This is a genomic window from Leifsonia sp. 115AMFTsu3.1, from assembly GCF_004362795.1.
In the GTDB taxonomy this organism is placed as follows: domain Bacteria; phylum Actinomycetota; class Actinomycetes; order Actinomycetales; family Microbacteriaceae; genus Leifsonia.
In genome coordinates this window covers 1,815,795-1,834,812 of the sequence record NZ_SNYB01000001.1, presented here as the reverse complement: position 1 = coordinate 1,834,812, position 19,018 = coordinate 1,815,795, and the positions used below count along the sequence as shown (strand labels likewise).

The following is a 19,018-nucleotide window of genomic DNA, read 5'->3' as shown; positions in this document are numbered from 1 at the left end:
GCGCCCCTATCCGACCAGTTGCTGTGCGAAGACGTGCGGTGTGAAGCCGGTCAGGTCGTTGATCCCCTCGCCCTGCCCCACGAGCTTGATCGGGATGCCGGTGCGCTCCTGCACGGCGAGCACGAACCCGCCCTTCGCGGAGCCGTCGAGCTTCGTGAGCACCAGCCCGGTCACGCCGGCGTGCTCGAGGAACGCCTCCGCCTGCGCCAGGCCGTTCTGCCCGGTCGTCGCGTCGAGGACGAGGAGCACCTCGGCGATGGGCGCCTGCTTCTCGACGACGCGCTTGATCTTGGAGAGCTCGTCCATGAGGCCGCCCTTGGTCTGGAGGCGCCCCGCGGTGTCGATGATGACGATCTCCGTGCCGTCGCGCTTGGCCTTCTCGACGGTCTGGAAGGCGACGGAGGCCGGATCCTGCCCCTGCTGCTGCGGCCGGACGATCTCGGCGCCCGCGCGCTCGGCCCAGGTCGCCAGCTGCTCGACGGCGGCGGCGCGGAAGGTGTCGGCCGCGCCGACGACCACCGAGCGGTCGTAGGTGCGCAGGAACTTCGCGAACTTGCCGATGGTGGTCGTCTTGCCGACGCCGTTGACGCCGACGACCAGCACGATCGCCGGGCGGTCGCTCAGCTTCAGCGTGGTGTCGAGCTTCGAGAGCCGCTCCTCCATCGTCTCGCGCAGCATCCGCTGCAGGTCGGCCGGATCGGTCGTGTGATACCGCTCCACCTTCGCGCGCAGGTCGTCGATGACCGCCTCTGTCACGTCCGGACCGAAGTCCGCCGTGATGAGCGCCGTCTCGAGGTCGTCCCAGGTGTCGTCGTCGATGGTCTTCTTGGCGAACAGCCCGCGGAGGGCGCCCGACAGAGACCAGGGGGTGCGGTCAGCCATGACACTCAGACTAGCCGCGGTTGTACGGTGTGCTCATGTACGCGCTCGTGGGGGTCTCGGCGGAGCTGGCCGAGCAGCTGGTGGCGATCGAGACCGGCGGAGAGGATGCGGTGCACCAGGCGCGCACGCGCGTGCGGCGGCTGCGCAGCATCCTGAGCGTGTACCGTTCGGCGTTCGACCGGGAGCAGCAGCGGGCGATGCGTGCCCGCCTGAAGCGGCTCGGAGAGCGGCTCGGCCGGGTGCGCGACGCCGAGGTGCGGGCGCGCGACCTCGACGGACTGCTGGGCGCCGAGTCGACGCCCGAGCTGGTGGATGCGGTGGAGGCGCTGGCAGCGGAGGCCGGCGCCGAGCACGATCGGGCGCTGGAGGGGCTGCTGGAGCACCTGCACGGTCGGGCCCACCGGACCCTCCTGGCCGACCTGCAGGCGTTCGCCGCCGATCCCCCGCTGGCGAAGCCGGGACGGAAGCACCCGCGGCGGGTGGTCAGGAAGGGGCTCGCGAAAGCCGCGCGGCGCGTGAGGAAGCGCTCCGGCCAGACGCTGGAGCAGCGGCACGAGACGCGCAAGGCGGCGCGGCGGCTGCGCTACGCGGCCGAGGCCGTCGTCGACGACCTCGGCCGGGAGGCGGTGCGGATCGCCGCGGCAGCGGAGGCGGTCCAGGACGCGCTCGGCGACCATCGCGATCTGGTGCTCCTGGCACGCCACCTGCGCGACAAGGCCGACGAGCAGCAGCTCAGTGCGTCGGCCGTCGCCGGGATCGCGCTCCTCGCCGCCGAGTGCGACGTGAGGGCGGAGGAGCTCCTGGCCGGGCTCGACGACAAGCTCGCCGCGATCGAGCCCTGAGCGCGCCTGCTCGCTCCCTAGCTCGCCTTCTCCTGCGCCACGCGCTGGCCGACCACCGCCGAGACGCCGTCCTGGCGCATCGAGACGCCGTACAGGGCGTCCGCGATCTCCATGGTGCGCTTCTGGTGCGTGATGACGATCAGCTGGCTGCTCTCGCGGAGGTCTTCGAAGATCGTGAGCAGGCGGCCGAGGTTGGCGTCGTCGAGCGCCGCCTCCACCTCGTCCATGATGTAGAACGGGCTCGGTCGCGCCTTGAAGATCGCGATCAGCAGCGCGACCGCCGCCAGCGACCGCTCGCCGCCGGAGAGCAGCGAGAGCCGCTCGATCTTCTTGCCTGCCGGCTTCACCGAGACCTCGATGCCGGTCGTCAGCAGATCGTCCGGATTGGTCAGGCTGATGCTGCCCTGGCCGCCCGGGAAGAGGATCGGGAAGACCTTCGTGAAGGCCTCTTCGGTGTCGGCGAACGCGGACTCGAAGATGGTCTGCATCCGCTCGTCGATGTCCTCGATGATCGTCAGCAGGTCCTTGCGGGTGTTCGTGAGGTCGGTCAGCTGCTCGGTGAGGAACTTGTGGCGCTGCTCCAGCGCGGCGAACTCCTCCAGCGCGAGCGGGTTGACGCGGCCCAGCTGCGACAGCTTGCGCTCCGCCGCGGCCAGCCGCTTCTGCTGCTGCTCGCGCGAGAACGGAACGGTCTCGACCTCGGCGTCGGGCTCGCGTTCCTCGTCGCGCGCACGGTCGACCGGTACCGGCACCTCCGGCCCGTACTCGGCGACCAGCACATCCTCGACAAGGCCCAGCTCACTGCCCGCCCGCTCGAGCAGGCTCGACAGGTGCAGCTTCTTCTCGTAGATCTGCAGCTCCAGGCCGTGCACCGACTCCGTGATGGCCTGCAGGCGCTCGCGCACCGCGTTCTCGTCGCGACGCAGGGTCGCGAGCTCGTCGTTGCGGCTGGCACGCTCCGCCTCAGCGGTGGCGAGCTCCAGCCGCGCCTGCGCCACGGACCGGTCGACGGATGCCAGAACGGCCGGGAGGGCGCCGATGACGCTCTGGGCCGCATCCAGTTGGCGACGACGGATCACCGCACGCCGGGCGGCCTCCTCGGCGGCGGCGCGCTCGGCCTCCATCCGCCGGGCGAGCGCCTCGCCGCGCGCCTGCTCGGCCCGGACGCGCTCCTTCGCGGTCTCCACCGCCAGGCGTGCCTCGACTTCGGCCTCGCGTGCGGCGTCGAGCTCGGTCGACAGCGCGTCGCGGGCGCTGACGTCGAGGATGGGACGGGGACGCGAACGCGCCGCCTCCAGCTCCGCCTTGGCCTTCTCCGCCGCCTGCTCCGCCTCGGCGACCCGCTCTCCCGCCTGCTCGAGCGCCCGGCTGAGCCGGTCGAACTCGGCCTGGGAGGCCTCCAGCTGGACCTTGAGCCGGTTGACCTGCTCGGTCTGGGCCGCGAGCTTCGCGTCGAACTCGCGGAGGGTCGCGAGCGCGGCCTGCGACTGCTCCTTGGCGACCTGCAGCACACCGCGCTGCTCGGCCAGGGCGAACTTCGCCCGGTCGATCAGCGAGGTGACCTCGGTGAGCCGCTCCTGCGCGGCGTCGCGGTCGGCGATCAACTCGATGCGGCTCTGCTTCGCGCCGGACCCGCCGCGCAGCACATGCTCGGTGAGCACGTCGCCGGTGGTCGTGATGATCGTGATCGGGCCGCCGGTCCCCCGGCCGCCGAACGCCTCGAAGGCACGCCGCGCGGAGTCCAGGTCGTCGGCGATGGCCGTGAACGCGAGGATGCCGCGGACACCGTCGGGCGCATCCACCACACTAGTGGCCGGGACGACGCCGGCGACGCCGCTGAGGTCGACGTCGGCGGCGGGCGCGTCGGCGATGACCACCTCGACCCGGCCGAGGTCGTCGGCGGCCGCGTGCGTCACCGCGGCGACGGCGGCGTCCCGATCGTCGGCGAGCACGGCATCGGCGAGGGTTCCGAGAGCCGCGGCGATGGCCGCCTCGTACCCGGGATGGACGCGGATGTGCTCCGCCACGAGCCCGCGCACGCCGGGCAGGCGCGCGGCAACGAGCGCCGACGATCCGTCCTTCTGGTCCAGTGCGAGCGAGAGGGCGCTGACCCGGGCAGCAAGCGCGTCGCGCTCGCGCTCCAGGGTGTGCAGCTCCTCGCGGAGCCGCTCGATCTCGCCCTCCGCCTCGAACACCGTGGCCTGCGCCAGCTCGTACGCCTCGTCGAGGTCGCCCTCTCCGACGTCGGCCGTCGCGGCCTCGGCCTCCCGGGCGGCGAACTCGGCACGGGCGCGCTCCCGGCGCTCGGTTGCAGCATCCAGCGCGTTCTGCTGACGAAGCACCTCACCACGCACCGCCGCCAGCCGCTGCGCGGCCGCGTCGGCCTGGCCGTTCAGCTTCGAGATCTCCAGGTCGTGGCGAGACACCAGAGCGCTCTGCGCCGCGATCTCCTCGTCCACCGCGTCCAGACGCGATCGCGCGCTGCGCGTCGCCGCCTGCGCGGCCGTCCACGCGGCCTCCGCCTCGACGACCACACCGCGCAGGCGCTCGACCTCGGCGCGGGCGTCCTGCACGTTCTGCGGGGTCACGCTCGGGTTCGCGTCCGGCGCGTCGCCCTGGCTGCCGAGCAGCGCGACCCGCTGGTTGGCGAGGGTGAACAGCCCGCGCAGGCGCTCCTGCACCGACTCCAGCGCGAAGGCGGTGCTGCGGGCCGCATCCACGGCATCCCCCACCAGCGCCTGCTCGAGTCGCGTGCGGCGCAGCTGCTTCTGCTCGAGCTGCTCCTGCAGCACGATCTGCTCGCTGTGCCGCTCGGACTCGGTGCGACCGTGGTCGTCGAGGGTACGGCGCAGCGTGACGACTTCGTCGGCGAGCAGACGCGCCCGCGCATCCCGCACGACGGCCGCGATGGACTGCGCCTCGCGCGCGATCTCCGCCTGGTGTCCGAGCGGCTTCAACTGGCGGCGCACCTCGCCCGCCAGGTCGCTCAAACGGGTCAGGTTGGTCTGCATCGCCTCCAGCTTGCGGAGCGTCTTCTCCTTGCGGCGACGGTGCTTCAGGATGCCGGCCGCCTCCTCGATGAAGCCGCGGCGATCCTCGGGGCTGGCGTGCAGGACGGCGTCGAGCTGACCCTGGCCGACGATGACGTGCATCTCGCGGCCGAGACCCGAGTCGCTCAAGAGCTCCTGCACATCCAGAAGTCGGCAGGACTGCCCGTTGATCGCGTACTCGCTGCCGCCGTTGCGGAACAGGGTGCGCGAGATCGTCACCTCGGAGTACTCGATCGGCAGCGCGCCGTCGGCATTGTCGATGGTGAGCTGGACCTCGGCACGGCCGAGCGGACCGCGCGTCGCCGTTCCGGCGAAGATGACGTCCTCCATCTTGCCGCCGCGAAGCGTCTTGGCGCCCTGCTCACCCATCACCCAGGCGAGCGCGTCGACCACGTTCGACTTGCCGGACCCGTTGGGGCCGACGACGCAGGTGACGCCCGGCTCGAAGGCGAACGTCGTCGGCTGAGCGAACGACTTGAAGCCCTTGAGCGTCAGACTCTTCAAGTACACGCAGGCGAATTTACCGGACGTTCACGCCGCCGCCGCGCCGGAGCGCCGCACGACTCCCCCGTCGAGTACACGAAAACTGCACGCCATCGAAGTGGATGGCGTGCAGTTTTCGCGTACTCGACGGGGGTGGTGGGAGGCGGTGGGAGGCGTGGGTCAGGCGACGCCCAGGTAGGCCTCCTTGATCGCGGGGTCGGCGAGGAGCTCCTTGCCGGTGCCCGCACGGGTGATCACGCCGGTCTCCAGGACGAAGCCGCGATGCGCGCGGGCCAGCGCCTGATTCGCGTTCTGCTCCACCAGCAGGACCGTCGTGCCCTGCTTGTTGATCTCCGTCACGATCGAGAAGATCTGCCGGATGAACTGCGGCGCCAGACCCATCGACGGCTCGTCCAGGAGCAGGAGCCGCGGGTTCGACATCAACGCGCGGCCGATGGCGAGCATCTGCTGCTCGCCGCCCGACATCGTGCCGCCCACCTGCGTCTTCCGCTCGGCGAGTCGCGGGAACAGCGCGAACACCCGGTCGAAGTCCTCGCCCATCTTCGAGCGGTCCTTGCGGCCGAACGCGCCCATGTCGAGGTTCTCCATGACCGTCATTCCCGGGAAGATGCCCCGGCCCTCCGGCGCCTGCGAGATGCCCCGGACGACGCGGATGTGCGCCTTCATCTTGGTGATGTCCTCGCCGTCGAACAGGATGGACCCCTTCGACGGGTTCAGGATGCCCGAGATCGTCTTCATGGTCGTCGACTTGCCTGCGCCGTTCGCACCGATCAGGCTGACGATCTCGCCCTCATCGACCGAGAAGGACATGTCGTGGATGGCCTCGATCCGGCCGTACGAAACGCTGATGTTCTTCAGCTCAAGCAACGTCATCTTCGGGCTCCCCGAGGTAGGCGGCGATCACGCGAGGGTCGTTCCGGATGGCCTCCGGAGTGTCGTCGGCGATCTTGCGTCCGAATTCCAGCACGACGATCCGGTCGGTCACTCCCATGACCAGCTTCATGTCGTGTTCGATCAGCAGAACGGTGTACCCGTCGGCCCGAATGGTGCGGATGAGCTCCATGAGCTCCTCCTTCTCCGCCGGGTTGAAGCCGGCGGCCGGCTCGTCGAGGCACAGCACCTTCGGGTCGGTCGCGAGCGCGCGGGCGATCTCCAGACGACGCTGGTAGCCGTACGGGAGCGACCGCGACAGCGAACCCGCCTGGTCGGCGATGCCGACGAACTCGAGCAGGGCCATGCCGCGCTCGATCGACGACTTCTCCTCGCGCGTGTGCCGCGGGAGGCGGAGCAGCGCGCCGGGGACCGACGTGCGGTGCCGCGCATCCAGTCCGACCACGACGTTCTCGAGCGCCGTCATCTCACCGAACAGCCGGATGTTCTGGAACGTCCGCGAGAGACCGAGCCGGGTGATCTGGTGCTGCTTGCGGCCCTTGATCGTCTGGCCCTCCAGCAGCACGTCGCCGCTGGTCGGCTTGTAGACGCCCGTCATGGCGTTGAAGCAGGTCGTCTTGCCTGCGCCGTTCGGGCCGATCAGACCGAGGATCTCGCCGCGGCGGATGTCGAAGGTGACATCGTCGAGGGCCGTCAGGCCGCCGAACTTCACCGTGAGGTTGCGCACCTCGACGATGTTCTCGCCGACCTCGACCGCGATCTCGCGGTCGGGCGCTGCAGCCTCGGCGACCTCCAGGTCGATGCCCGCGGCCTCCAGTTCGTCCTCGTTCACGCCGAGGGCCGGCTCCTCCTCCGGAACCGTGTTCTGTGCATCCGTCATCGTGCGCCTCCCTTCGCGCTGCCATCCGCATCCAATGCCCCGCTGTCGACGACCGGAGTGGCCCCGGTCCGCGGGCCCGGACGTCCCTTCGCCGCGTCCGCCACCCGGCGATACGCATGCCTGCCATACGCCAGCAGCTTCTGCCGCGCCGGGAACAGTCCCTGCGAGCGGAAGATCATGATGAGCACGAGGGCGATACCGAAGATCAGGTACTTGTAGTCGGCGATGACGGTGAACCGCAGCGGGATGTACGCCACGATCGCGCCGCCGAGCATGGCGCCGACCTTGTTGCCCGCGCCGCCGAGGACGACGGCCGCGAGGAACAGGATCGAGGTCTGCACGTCGAACTTCTGGTTGTTCACGAAGCCGACCTGACCGGCGAACAGCGCACCGGAGAGGCCGCCGACGCCGGCGCCGATCGCGAACGCCCACACCTTGTACTTGAAGGTCGGGACGCCCATGATCTCCGCCGCGTCCTCATCCTCGCGGATCGCGACCCAGGCGCGGCCGACGCGGCTGCGCTCCAGGTTGCCGACCAGCAGCAGGATCACGATGATGACGGTGATCGTCAGCCAGTACCACGGCACGCCGTTGGAGTTGGAGAAGATCGGGATGCCGTCGGCGTTCTCCCCCGGCGGGTGGCCGACGTTCTGGAAGCCGACCTGGCCCTTCATCGCCGGGATGATCGTGGCGAGGATGCGCACGATCTCACCGAAGCCGAGCGTCACGATCGCCAGGTAGTCGCCACGGAGGCGGAGCGTCGGGACACCCAGGATGATGCCGAACGTCATCGTCACCGCGATGGCGACCGGGATCGTCCACAGGTACGGGATCTTCACGAACGGCGAGTCGGGGCTGGTCAGCATCGCCGCCGTGTACGACCCGACCGCGAAGAACGCGACGTAGCCGAGGTCGAGCAGGCCGGCGTATCCGACCACCACGTTCAGGCCGATCGCGATGAGCGCGTAGACCGCCATCGAGAAGCAGGCCAGCGCCCAGTCGTTGCCGGGAGCGGTGGAGAGCGGGAAGAAGTTCAGATACGGCAGGGCGTAGGCGAGGGCCACCACGATGAGCAGCCAGGCCCACTGCACGGCGCGCGGGAGGTTGTTCCAGCGGTCGCGGAGCTGACCGAACGGGCCGGTGCTGCGCTTGCCGCGGGACGCCTCGAGGGCGTCGACCGCCTGCTCTTCGCGAGCATCGGGCAGGACCCTGGGTCCTTCTGACATGCTCATGCGCGGCTCCTTCCGAGCGAGGTGCCGAGAATGCCGCTCGGCTTGATCAGCAGCACCAGGACGAGGACCACGAAGGCCACGACGTCCGTCCACTGCGAGTCACCGAGGAGGATCTGGCCGTAGTTGCCGATGACGCCGAGCAGCAGACCGCCGAGCAGCGCTCCGCGGACGTTGCCGATGCCGCCGAGGACGGCCGCGGCGAATGCCTTGACGCCGAGGATGAATCCGCCGTTGTAGATCACGCCGGAGGGGACCAGCATCACGTAGAACAGCGCCGCGGCGCCGGCGAGGATACCGCCGGTGATGAAGGTGATCTGGATGATCCGCTCCTTGTTGACGCCCATCAGCGTCGCGGTGTCCGGGTCCTGCGCGACCGCGCGGATGCCGCGGCCGGTGCGGGTGCGTCGGATGAACCAGTCGGTCGCGATCATGAGGATCACCGACGCGATGACGATGATCAGCTGCTGGCTGTTCACGATCGTCCCGAACACATCGAAGATCGGCTGCGGGATGAACATGGTCACCGAGGGCTCGGCGTTCGCGCCACGGATCAGGAAGATCCCGTACTGGATCGCGAACGAGGCGCCGATGGCCGTGATGAGGAACACCAGGCGTGGCGCGTTGCGTTTTCGCAGCGGCCGGTAAGCGACGCGTTCCAGGAGCCATGCCGTCACGGCGGAGGCCAGCACGCCGACGATGAGGGCCAGGATGAGGTCCCCGACGATGGCGCCGGCGCTCAGATTCGGCGCGCTCGGACCGAAACCGAGCGTCGTGAGGGTCACGACGACGCCGTAGGCGCCGACGATGAAGACCTCGGAGTGGGCGAAGTTGATCAGGTTCAGCACACCGTAGACCAGCGTGTAGCCGACGGCGATGAGGCCGTAGACAGCGCCGAAGGTGAGCCCGTCGAACGTTGCGCTCCAGAAGTTCTGGACCAGCGCGTTGACGTCGAAATTGATCCAGGAGCTGTCGAGGGCGGGATGAAGGAGGAGGGTTTCGAGCATTCGAGCATCCAGGGTTCAGTGTCGGATCTTCGTTGATCCGGCGAGCAAAGCGAGCGTAGTCGAAAAACGAGGGTGCCGCGGGCCGTCGTGTCCCGCGGCACCCTTCAGGTGTCGCCTCAGCCGATGGTGCCGATCGGCACGATCTTGCCGTTCTCGACCTTGTAGCCGTAGACGGCCGGCGCCTGGAGCTCACCGGTGGAGTCCCACTTGTAGTGCTTGCTCAGGCCGTCGGCGTCGTAGTCCTTGACCCACGACAGCAGGTCGGCGCGGGACGTCTTGCCCTTGTCGATGCCGGCGAGGAGGACGGTGGCGGCGTCGTAACCCTCGATCGAGTAGGTGCCCGGCTCGGCGTTCGCGAGCTTCTTGTAGGCGGACTCGAAGTCGGGGATCAGCTCGCCCGGGATGCAGGGGCAGGTGAAGTACGCGTTGCCGGACGCGTCACCGGCCAGCTTGATGAACTGGTCGTCCTTCACGCCGTCCGGGCCGACGAACGTGCCCTTGTAGCCCTTGTTGACCAGCTGCTGGTCGAACGGAGCACCCTCGGCGTAGTAGCCGGCGTAGTAGACCGCGTCGGGCTTCGCGTTGATGATCTTCGAGATCACCGCGGAGAAGTCCTTCTGGCCGGTGGTCACCTTGTCGGTGCCGACGAGCGCGTCGCCGAGAGCCTTGGAGGTCTGGGTGCCGAGGCCGATGCCGTAGTCGGAGTCGTCCTGGACCAGGTAGACCTTCTTGGCCTCGAGCTTGTCCGTGAGGAACTTCGCGGCGGCAGGACCCTGCACGGCGTCGTTGCCGAGGCCGCGGAAGAAGGTCTTCCATCCGTTCTGCGTCAGGCCCGGGTTGGTGGCCGACGGGGTGATGTGGACGAGGCCCTGCTGCTCGAAGATGTTGCCGGTGGCCTTCGACTCACCCGAGAACGGGAGGCCGACGACGCCGACGATGTCCGACTCGTTCACGGCCTGGGTCACCGGACCGGTGGCCTTGTTCGGGTCGCCCTCGGTGTCGAACTTCTTGAAGCCGACCTGGCACCCCTTGTTGGACTCGTTGTGCTGGTCGATGGCCAGCTGGATGCCGTTGTAGATGTTGATACCGAGCTGGGCGTTCGGGCCCGTCTCCGCGCCCACGTAGCCGATGGTCAGGCCAGCAGGACAGGTGGCCTTTCCGTCGCCCGCGGGGAGCACCGCGTCCTTGGGTACATCGACCGACGTGATCGCCGGGATGTCGACCTTCGACGAATTGCCGTTGGTGGATCCTCCCGTGGACGGCTGGTTCGCACATCCCGCGAGGAACAGTGCGACTGACGCTGCAACAGCCGCACCGATGGTGACTTTCTTCCGTAGCATCTCTTGCCTCTCGACGTTAATCCGTCACGAACTCGCCGTTTTCGCCGGTTCGTGCCACGAATATGTGTGCTGAGAATACAGGGCTCGCAACGTTTTGCAACCACGATCGGAACGCAGATTTACACGATCGAAACCAAACCGTGCGGGATCCTTCACACGGTGCTCCGCGCCTGGGTAGGCTGATCCTTCGGCGTGGAACGGCTCGAGGAGGTGTCCGATCGGATGCGTGTGACCCGGCTGGAGATCCCCGACGAGCTCGGCACCCCCGGGTCCGCCGCCTTCGAGGAGCTGGTCGGCGTCCTCAACGGCATCGTGGTCGATATGTGGGGGGACGACGACTTCGTCGAGACCGCCGAGCAGGCGCTGGCTGCCCATCGTGAGCAGGACTATGTCGACCGGATCGTCTTCGTGGCGATCGAGGACGGCGTGATCGTCGGCCGTGTCGAGGCGATCTTCCCCCTGGACGAGGACTCCGAGACGGTGTCGCTGCTGGTCGACGTCGTCCCGGCGCTGCGCGGTCGCGGGATCGGCTCCGCGCTGCTCGAGAAGGGCGAGGAGCTCGCCGCGGAGGGCGGCCGCCGGATCATCTCGACCTACACCGAGCACCCCATCCGGACTCTGGAGGGCGCCGACCGCCTGGTGCGGGCTCCCGCGGGCACGGCCGGCCTGCCGGCGACGTCACGGGATGTGCGCTTCGCGCTGCGCCACGGCTACCAGCTGGGCCAGATCGAGCGGTCGAGCGAGCTGCACCTTCCGCTCCCGCCGGAGCGCGAGGCCGGGCTGACCATGACGCTGAACGGCTTCCGCCTCGTGTCCTGGTGGGGTGCCGCCCCCGAGGACCTGCTGGAGCGGTTCGCCGCGATGAAGGCCCGGATGTCGACCGACATCCCGCAGAGCGGCATCGCCGTGGACCCGGAGGACTGGGACGGCGAACGGGTGCGCTCACAGGAGCGGACGCTCGTCGCCCGCGGCGAGCCGCTGCTCGTGACGGCTGCGGTGCACGAGACGACCGGCGAGATCGCGGCGTACACCGAGCTGGCGGTCCCCGCCGATGGCACGAAAGCGGAGCAGTACGACACCCTCGTGGCCCGTGCCCACCGCGGTCACCGGCTGGGCACCGCGGTCAAGCTGCGGAACATCCAGGAGCTCGGCCGTCGTGCCCCGCACATCCGCCGCATCCTCACCTGGAACGCCGACGAGAACGACCCGATGCTGGCGATCAACCGCGCGTTCGGCTTCCGCCCGCACGCCCTGACAGGGCACTGGCAGAAGACCCTCGGCTGATCGACCGAGGGATGGGCGCGGACGCTCCGGCGGTCAGCTCGCGGCAGGCAGGGAGGGTGACCGGCGGAGCCGCTGGCAGTGCGGGCAGAAGTGCGAGCCGCGGTTCATGAACTGCTCACGCACGATCGGCGTGCCGCAGCGCGGGCACGGCTGGCCCTGACGGCCGTAGGCGTTGAGGCTGTGCGAGAAGTAGCCGGAGGCGCCGTTCACGTTGACGTACTGCGCGTCGAAGCTGGTGCCGCCCTCGGCGAGGGCCTTCTCGAGCACGTGGCGCACCTCCGCGAGCAGTGTCCGCACCTTCGTGCGGGTGAGCGAGTTCGCCGGTTGGGCGTAGTGGATGCGCGCGGCCCAGAGCGCCTCGTCGGCGTAGATGTTGCCTATACCGCTCACCAGGGTCTGATCGAGCAGGGCGCGTTTGATGCCGGTGTTCTTTCGGGCGAGCGCGGCGGCGAAGCCGGCGTCGTCGAAGGCGGGATCCAGCGGATCGCGGGCGATGTGGGTCACCTGTGTCGGCACGAGCGGCTCGTCGGTTCCGAGGCCACCCGGCGCGCCGTCTGCCGTGGGGACGAGCGCATCGACCGCCATGGACCCGAAGATCCGCTGGTCGACGAAGTGCACCCACAGCTCGCCGTGCAGAGGATGCTCGATGTGGAGCCGGATGCGGAGCAGGCCGGCCTCTTCGGTTCCGGGCTCGCGCAGGAGGATCTGGCCGCTCATCCCGAGGTGGGCCACGATGGCGCGTCGCGGGACGCCTGCGAGCGGGATCCACAGGAACTTGCCGCGCCGGACCGGCTGCTCCATCACCCGTCCGGTGAGCAACGTCTCGAACGCCCCGGCGACCGGATCGTGGCGCTTCAGCGACCGCGGCTCGAAGACCTCGACGCCGAGGATGGTCGCACCGGTGACCGCGGGTGCCAGACCCGCGCGGACGACCTCAACCTCGGGAAGCTCGGGCACGTCGTCTCGTCAGTTCCGTCCAGGCGCTCAGCGCCGCGGCCATCTCGGCCTGCTTCTTGCTCGTCCCCTCGCCGGTGGCGGTGACGAGGCTGCCCACCTCGACGGTGGCGTGGAACGTCTTGGAGTGGTCGGGGCCGCTGTTGGTCACCGTGTAGACCGGCAGGCCGGCGCCGCGGTGGGCGGCGACCTCCTGCAGGCTGGTCTTCGGGTCCATGGCGGCGCCGAAGCGGTCCGGGTCGTCGAGCAGCGGCTCGATCAGCCGCAGGACGAGCGCCGTCGCAGCGTCGCCCCCGGCATCCAGGTAGGTGGCGCCGATGAGCGCCTCGACCGTGTCGGCGAGGATGGACGCCTTCTCTCGACCGCCGCTCTGGTTCTCGCCGCGGCCGAGTCGGAGGTACTCCCCCAGGCCGATGCCGCGCGCGACCTCGGCCAGTGCGACCGAGCTCACCAGACTGGCCCGCCGCTTGGCGAGCTCGCCCTCGTCGAGGTCCGGGTTCTCGCGGAACAGTTTGACCGTCACCGCCTGCCCCAGGATGGAGTCGCCGAGGAACTCGAGACGCTCGTTATTGGGGATGCCGCCGTGCTCGTACGCGTACGAGCGATGGGTCAGCGCAAGCTCGAGAAGCTCGGGGTCGATGACGACCCCGAGCTTCTCCAGAAGTGCTGTGCGGTCAGCGTTCTCTCCGACCACAGCGTTCACCGATCGTCAGCGACGATCAGACGTCGGCGACCTTGCGGCCCTTGTACTCGAGGAAGAGGGCGGTGCCCGCAGAGTCCTCGACGACCTTCGCGCGGTGCGGGAGGCTGTAGGTGACCTTGCCGTTCTCGATCGTCTTGACGAGCGTGGGGACCTCAGCCTTCCACTGCGAACGACGGGCGTGGGTGTTGGCGCGCGACTGCTTCCGCTTCGGGACGGCCATGACTATCTCTTCTCTGTGTTCGGTCGGGGTTCATCGGTGTCGGAAGCCTGGAAGGCCGCAAGCGCAGACCAGCGCGGATCGACGATCTGCGACGGCTCGCGGTCCGGTACATCCGCCAGCCTCTCCCCGGTCTCGGGGTCGAGACCTGGGCAGTCCGGCCGGCACACCGGCTGGAACGGCAGTGCCAGCACTACCGCATCCCTGATCAGAGGTTCAAGATCCACGTGGTCGTCGTGAACCTCATGATCGAAAGCTTCGTCAGAAGAATACGCGAAAAGTTCTTGGAAATCGACTTGGACAGGCTGCTCGATGTCGATCAGGCAGCGGCCGCACACGCCGATGGCGGTCGTCTGAGCGTCGCCCGTCGCGAGAATCCCCTCGTGCATCGACTCCAACCGGAGGTCGAGATCGATGGTCTCGCCCTCCGGGACGCTGATCAGGCCCTCGCCGAGTTTCTCCGCAACAGGGATGGTGATGCGCTGTTCGCGCATCGTGCCTGGGCGGCGGATGAGGTCGTACACATTGACGGTGTACGACGAGTTCTTGTGGGTCACGAGCGACTATTTTACGCCGCTCCACGGGGACGGACGGCAGAAGGCCAGCCCGCTGGCAGCAAGGACACAGGAATGAGCAGCGCTTTCGTCCGCAGCACCGGGCCGGCCTGCGCCTCCAGGGCCGACAGCACCGTCTCGAGGTCGTCGGAGAGTCCGCCCGCCCAGCGGCGGGTCGGCGGGCCGTATGCGTCGCGTTCGAGCTCGCCGAGGAGCCGGAGGACCGCATCCTCCGCCGGCGTGCCGGCGACCGCGGTGGCCACCCGACCGGCGAACACGCGCGGGGTCTCCGTCGGCGGCGCCGTCCAGCCGAGATCGCGGACGGTGTCGCGCAGCTCGTCCCAGACGAGGGCGGCCCCTCCCCACTCGTCGGTCAGCTCGCGCAGCCGTCTGCGCCGTCGCATCCTGCGCCAGACCGCGGGGATGAGCAGGACGCCGATGACGAGGAGGGCGACGCCGATGCCGGTCGCGATCGGCTGGGCTCCCGATGTCGGCGTGAAGGTGGCCGATCCGGCCGGATTGGCGGGGTCGGTCGGAACGAGCGCCCGCGGTGCGGAGCTGGAGGTGGCGGCCGAGCTCGGGGGCGCCGCGGCGGGGTCGGTCTGCGGCCGGGTGTAGTCCGGGACCGTCCCTCGGCCGACCGTGGGCTCGAACGGCACCCAGCCCACTCCGGCGAAGTACAGCTCGGGCCAGGCGTGCAGGTCGTCGCTCGTCACCGTGTACTCGCCCGGGTTGGTGGCCGTCCCTCCACTGGTCGCGCCGGGCAGGTAGCCCTCCGCGACGCGCGACGGGATGCCCAGGGTGCGCGCCATCAGCGCCATCGCCGACGCGAAGTGGACGCAGTACCCGCTCTTGACCTCGAGGAACTTCGCGATCACTCGCGCGCCGTCGCCGTCGTATCCCTGCTTCAGCGGTGTCTGCGTGGAGTACACGAAGCTGTTGTCACGGAAGTAGTCCTGCAGCGCGACTGCCTTGTCGTACTCGGTGATCGCATCCTTCGTCGCCGTGAGCGCCGTGTCCTCGATGATCGACGGCAGGTTGGGCGGCAGGAACAGGTCGCGCTGCACCTCCACCGGGACGAAGCCCCCCGCGGCCTTCAGCTGGTCGGCCGTCGGCTGGAGCAGGAGGCTGGTCGCCGTGTACTTCTGCCCCTGCGTCGTCGAGTTGATGCCGCCGATCGTGAGGTCGTCCGGATCCCACGACCACGTGCCGTTCAGTCCCTTCACCGACTGGACGGGCGCCGGGGCCGGCAGCCACCGGCTCGTCATGTTGTCGATCGCGACCGTCGTTGTGATCTTGGTCGTCTTCACGGTGTCGGAGAGTCCGGCGACCGGTCCGATCTTGGCGCCGTCGCTCAGCCGGTTCGTGTCGCGCTCCCGGTGCTTCCAGACGGAGCCGGTGAACTGGTCGAGCGACGCGAGCTTGAGGTACTGCCCGTTCGCCGCGCTCGTCGTGTAGGTGAGCGCGCGCACCGCGGCGGGGCGGCGGAGGTCCTTTCCGAGGTCGACCAGCGGCGTGACCGTGCCGCCGATGGAGATCCCCCCGGCGGTGAAGGAGGTCGCACCGCCCTGGTCGAAGCCCGGCGCGGTCCCGGCGAGGACGACCGCGATGGTCACGGCCGAGGCGCCGACCGACAGGGCGGCTCCCGGACGCGGTGTGCCCGGGCGTCTGCTGCGCACATCGCAGCGCAGCAGCCACAGGCACGCAGCCGCCGACGCTGCCAGAGCCAGAGGGTCGAGCCCGTCGCCGAGCAGCGCTCCCGGCACGACCAGCACCGCGGCGATGCCGATGGCGGTGAAGGCGGGCGTCCGGATGGCCACGGCGAACGTGTCGAGGATGAGCGCGAGCAGACATCCGCCGCCGACGACGAGGAACAGGAACTCGGGAAGGGCCTCCGCCGGCGTGCCCTGCTGGTAGATGGAGAGCATGGCCTGCTGGAGGTACTGCATCCAGTTGGTCACGGTCGTCGGCGTGGGGATGATGCCGAGCAGGCCCGACCCCCGACCGAACGCGACGGTCATGATCGCCGCCGACTCCACCAGCAGCAGCACGGGGACGACGCCCCTCGGGATGCCGAGGCTGCGGAGTCCCGCCCCGGTGACGAGCACCGCCGAAGCGGTCGCCACCAGGGCGAACCACCAGCCGATGCCCTGGATGAGCCCGGACAGCGCGTAGCTCAGCGCCACAACCTGCAGCACGAGCGCTCCGGTGATGCGCCAGTAGCCGACCCGCCGTCGCACACCGACGCGAGGGACGGGGAACGCCACGGACTCAGTCGCCACGCGCCACCACCCCCGCCCGCTGTCGCCGGAGGGCACGCTGCCAGCACTCGGCGGGATCGTCGCCCGCGGCGAAGGTCACGCAGAGCCATCCGGCGTCCGCGAGCACCTCGGCCGTCTCGGTCGGCATGGAGGCGCCGACGAATGCCACCGCGGGGTCGCCCATCGAACGCAGGGCGGCGAGGGCGCCGAGCTCCGCGGGCGGCGCACCGGCCAGCACGGCGAAGACCGGGACCGGGCGTCCGGCCCGGCGCAGACCGGCGCCGAGCTCGGCGACGGCGTCGTCACGGGCCGTGACACTGGTCTCGACCGCCGCGAGGTCTGCGAGGAGCATGCGGTCGGCGCTCCCGACGTCGTAGGTCGCCGTCGTCGCGCCCATCGTCCCTGTCCGTCCGGCGCCGCTGCGCCCGGACAGCTGGCGGTCGCCGGTCTCGACGACGCTCACCGCGAATCCCTCGTCCAGCAGGTGCACGCCGATCGAGGCGACCAGGTCGACCAGCGTCTCGAACTCGTCGGCCGCCTCTTCCGCGTGCGCGGGCAGCGGGCGGGTGTCCATCAGCATCCACGCCTCGGGGTTGCTGCGCTGCTCCTCCTGCCGCACCATCAGCTGGTCGTGCCGTGCGGTGGCCCGCCAGTGCACGCGCCGCAGCGGGTCGCCCGGGCGGTACTCGCGGGCGATCAGCTCGTCGGCGCTCGGGATGCTGTGGCGCAGCAGCTCGTGCTCGGTGCCCTCGCTGTGGGCGACATCCAGGTCGCCGCGCGACAACGGCACGACGCGCGGCGTCACCAGCAGTTGCCGTGGCTGGCCGATCGCGTACTCGGCGTACGCGATCGCGAACGGGTCCGTGCGGCTCACCACCAGCGGCCCGATGGGATGCGCACCGCGGCGCTCGGGGACGACATCCTGCCGGAGGACGACCGTGTCGCGGCCCAGCATGCCGTCGGGCTGGTGCGCACCGAGCCGTGGGAACGGCGCGGAGTCCTGCACGCCGACCGCGGCGGGAGCGGACTCGCGCCAGCGAGCAGCGGGGCTGGGGCGCGGCGCCTGATTGCGCGCCGTCGTGACGATGGTGGCCTTCTCCCCCGCCGCCACGACATCCGGATGGAAGCTGCGGGTGACGGTCAGCCGGGGGCGGTCCACCGTCACGGAGATCATGGCGGCGAGCGGGAGCACGGTCAGGAACACCCCGACGAACAGCACGTCCGTGCGCCCGAAGACGGCCGACGCGACGAGCGCCACCACCCCGACGGCGCCGAGCGTCCAACCGCGAGCGGTCGGGCGCGGCCGCTTCAGCGGCGACGAGGAACGGCCGCCCGGGGGCATGTCAGCGTCCCGTGGCGCCCGCTGCGCCGGCGCCGACCGAAGAACCGGAGCCGACGGGCACCGGCGTCGACGCGACGATCCGCCGGACGATGTCGGCGATCACCGGCGCACTCTCGTGGTGGTGCCCGAGCGCCCGGCTGGTCGGCAGCAGCCGGTGGCCGAGCACCGGAACGGCCAGCGCATCCACGTCGTCCGGGAGGACGAAGTCGCGGCCCGCGAGAGCCGCCATCGCCTTCGCCGCACGGACCAGTTGGAGCGTGGCACGCGGACTCGCGCCGAGCCGCAGGTCACGGTCCTCGCGCGTGGCCCGCACCAGATCGACCGCGTACTGCTTGACCGGCGTCGAGGCGAACACGGCACGAGCGGTCACCATCATGGCCCGCAGCTCGTCGGAGCTGACGACCGGGCGGATGCGCGACAGCGGACTGGACGTATCCCGCGTCGTCAGCATCGCGAGCTCGGAGCCCTCGTCCGGGTAGCCCATGGCGATCCGGGCCATGAAGCGGTCGCGCTGCGCCTCCGGCAGGGCGTATGTGCCCTCCATCTCGACCGGGTTCTGCGTCGCGACCACGATGAAGGGGGCGGCGAGTGGATAGGTCGAGCCGTCGACCGTGACCTGGCGCTCCTCCATGCACTCCAGCAGCGCGGACTGCGTCTTCGGGCTCGCGCGGTTGATCTCGTCGCCGATGACGATGTTCGCGAAGATCGCACCCGGCTTGAACTCGAACCGGCGCTCCGCCTGGTTGTAGACCGAGACGCCCGTGACGTCGGACGGCAGGAGGTCCGGGGTGAACTGGATGCGGCTGACCGTGCAGTCGACCGACTTCGCCAGAGACTTCGCCAGCATGGTCTTGCCGACACCGGGAACATCCTCGATCAGCAGATGCCCCTCGGCCAGCAGCACCACCAGCGCGGTCTGCACGGCCTCATGCTTGCCGTCGATGACGGACTCCACGTTGGCGGTGATCTGCTCCGCGGCGCGCCTCAGCTCGTCGAGATCCATGCGGGTGACATCCCCCGCCTCCTCCTCGGGCGCGACGGAGGATTCGGTGGGCTGGCGCGTCGCGTAACTGTTCAT

The 19,018-nt window shown here is 69.8% G+C and carries 16 protein-coding genes; 2 read left to right on the top strand and 14 right to left on the bottom strand.

Annotation, left to right across the window (positions count from 1 at the left end):
- Positions 1-6 precede the first annotated feature (6 nt).
- The gene (gene ftsY / locus AXZ95_RS08865) at positions 7-882 is read right to left on the bottom strand and encodes a signal recognition particle-docking protein FtsY (RefSeq protein ID WP_018190678.1); all 876 of its coding nucleotides are present in this window, start codon (positions 880-882) and stop codon (positions 7-9) included.
- A 35-nt stretch (positions 883-917) separates the two neighbouring features.
- Between ftsY and AXZ95_RS08860 the strand changes: the two genes are divergently transcribed.
- Positions 918-1,724, top strand: a complete 807-nt coding sequence (locus AXZ95_RS08860) for a CHAD domain-containing protein (RefSeq protein ID WP_231374390.1) — start codon at positions 918-920, stop codon at positions 1,722-1,724.
- Positions 1,725-1,741: 17 nt separating this feature from the next.
- On the opposite strand, the gene smc is transcribed toward AXZ95_RS08860, so the two are convergent.
- From smc to AXZ95_RS08830, 6 genes are all read right to left on the bottom strand, one after another.
- On the bottom strand, positions 1,742-5,284 hold the full coding sequence (gene smc / locus AXZ95_RS08855; RefSeq protein ID WP_018190676.1) for a chromosome segregation protein SMC: 3,543 nt from the start codon (positions 5,282-5,284) through the stop codon (positions 1,742-1,744).
- Positions 5,285-5,437: 153 nt separating this feature from the next.
- Positions 5,438-6,151: an ABC transporter ATP-binding protein gene (locus AXZ95_RS08850; RefSeq protein WP_018190675.1), complete on the bottom strand. Its 714-nt coding sequence runs from the start codon at positions 6,149-6,151 to the stop codon at positions 5,438-5,440.
- Positions 6,138-7,049, bottom strand: coding sequence for an ATP-binding cassette domain-containing protein (locus AXZ95_RS08845; protein ID WP_018190674.1), 912 nt, complete (start codon positions 7,047-7,049; stop codon positions 6,138-6,140). Before AXZ95_RS08845 ends, AXZ95_RS08850 begins: the two co-directional genes overlap by 14 nt.
- Positions 7,046-8,281, bottom strand: coding sequence for a branched-chain amino acid ABC transporter permease (locus AXZ95_RS08840; protein ID WP_018190673.1), 1,236 nt, complete (start codon positions 8,279-8,281; stop codon positions 7,046-7,048). The genes AXZ95_RS08845 and AXZ95_RS08840 overlap by 4 nt, the downstream gene beginning before the upstream one ends.
- A complete protein-coding gene (locus AXZ95_RS08835; RefSeq protein ID WP_018190672.1) occupies positions 8,278-9,285 on the bottom strand; it encodes a branched-chain amino acid ABC transporter permease in 1,008 nt (335 codons plus the stop codon). Before AXZ95_RS08835 ends, AXZ95_RS08840 begins: the two co-directional genes overlap by 4 nt.
- A 116-nt stretch (positions 9,286-9,401) precedes the next feature.
- The gene (locus AXZ95_RS08830) at positions 9,402-10,625 is read right to left on the bottom strand and encodes a branched-chain amino acid ABC transporter substrate-binding protein (RefSeq protein WP_018190671.1); all 1,224 of its coding nucleotides are present in this window, start codon (positions 10,623-10,625) and stop codon (positions 9,402-9,404) included.
- Between the two features lie 192 nt (positions 10,626-10,817).
- Between AXZ95_RS08830 and AXZ95_RS08825 the strand changes: the two genes are divergently transcribed.
- Positions 10,818-11,909 carry a GNAT family N-acetyltransferase gene (locus tag AXZ95_RS08825; protein WP_018190670.1) on the top strand — a complete coding sequence of 364 codons (1,092 nt, stop codon included), beginning with the start codon at positions 10,818-10,820 and terminating at the stop codon, positions 11,907-11,909.
- 33 nt (positions 11,910-11,942) lie between these two features.
- Here the strand turns inward: AXZ95_RS08825 and mutM are convergent, their stop codons facing one another.
- The 7 genes from mutM to AXZ95_RS08790 are packed head-to-tail and all read right to left on the bottom strand — an operon-like array spanning position 11,943 to position 19,018.
- Positions 11,943-12,866: a bifunctional DNA-formamidopyrimidine glycosylase/DNA-(apurinic or apyrimidinic site) lyase gene (gene mutM / locus AXZ95_RS08820; protein WP_018190669.1), complete on the bottom strand. Its 924-nt coding sequence runs from the start codon at positions 12,864-12,866 to the stop codon at positions 11,943-11,945.
- On the bottom strand, positions 12,844-13,557 hold the full coding sequence (gene rnc, locus AXZ95_RS08815; RefSeq protein ID WP_018190668.1) for a ribonuclease III: 714 nt from the start codon (positions 13,555-13,557) through the stop codon (positions 12,844-12,846). The genes mutM and rnc overlap by 23 nt, the downstream gene beginning before the upstream one ends.
- 25 nt (positions 13,558-13,582) lie before the next feature.
- A complete protein-coding gene (gene rpmF, locus AXZ95_RS08810) occupies positions 13,583-13,786 on the bottom strand; it encodes a 50S ribosomal protein L32 (protein ID WP_018190667.1) in 204 nt (67 codons plus the stop codon).
- A gap of 2 nt (positions 13,787-13,788) precedes the next feature.
- Positions 13,789-14,340 carry a YceD family protein gene (locus tag AXZ95_RS08805; RefSeq protein WP_018190666.1) on the bottom strand — a complete coding sequence of 184 codons (552 nt, stop codon included), beginning with the start codon at positions 14,338-14,340 and terminating at the stop codon, positions 13,789-13,791.
- 11 nt (positions 14,341-14,351) lie between these two features.
- Positions 14,352-16,619: a DUF3488 and transglutaminase-like domain-containing protein gene (locus AXZ95_RS08800; protein WP_133638820.1), complete on the bottom strand. Its 2,268-nt coding sequence runs from the start codon at positions 16,617-16,619 to the stop codon at positions 14,352-14,354.
- Entirely contained in the window at positions 16,609-17,940 is a 1,332-nt protein-coding gene (locus AXZ95_RS08795) for a DUF58 domain-containing protein (RefSeq protein ID WP_018190664.1), read from the bottom strand. The genes AXZ95_RS08800 and AXZ95_RS08795 overlap by 11 nt, the downstream gene beginning before the upstream one ends.
- Position 17,941: 1 nt before the next feature.
- Positions 17,942-19,018, bottom strand: a complete 1,077-nt coding sequence (locus AXZ95_RS08790) for an AAA family ATPase (protein WP_018190663.1) — start codon at positions 19,016-19,018, stop codon at positions 17,942-17,944.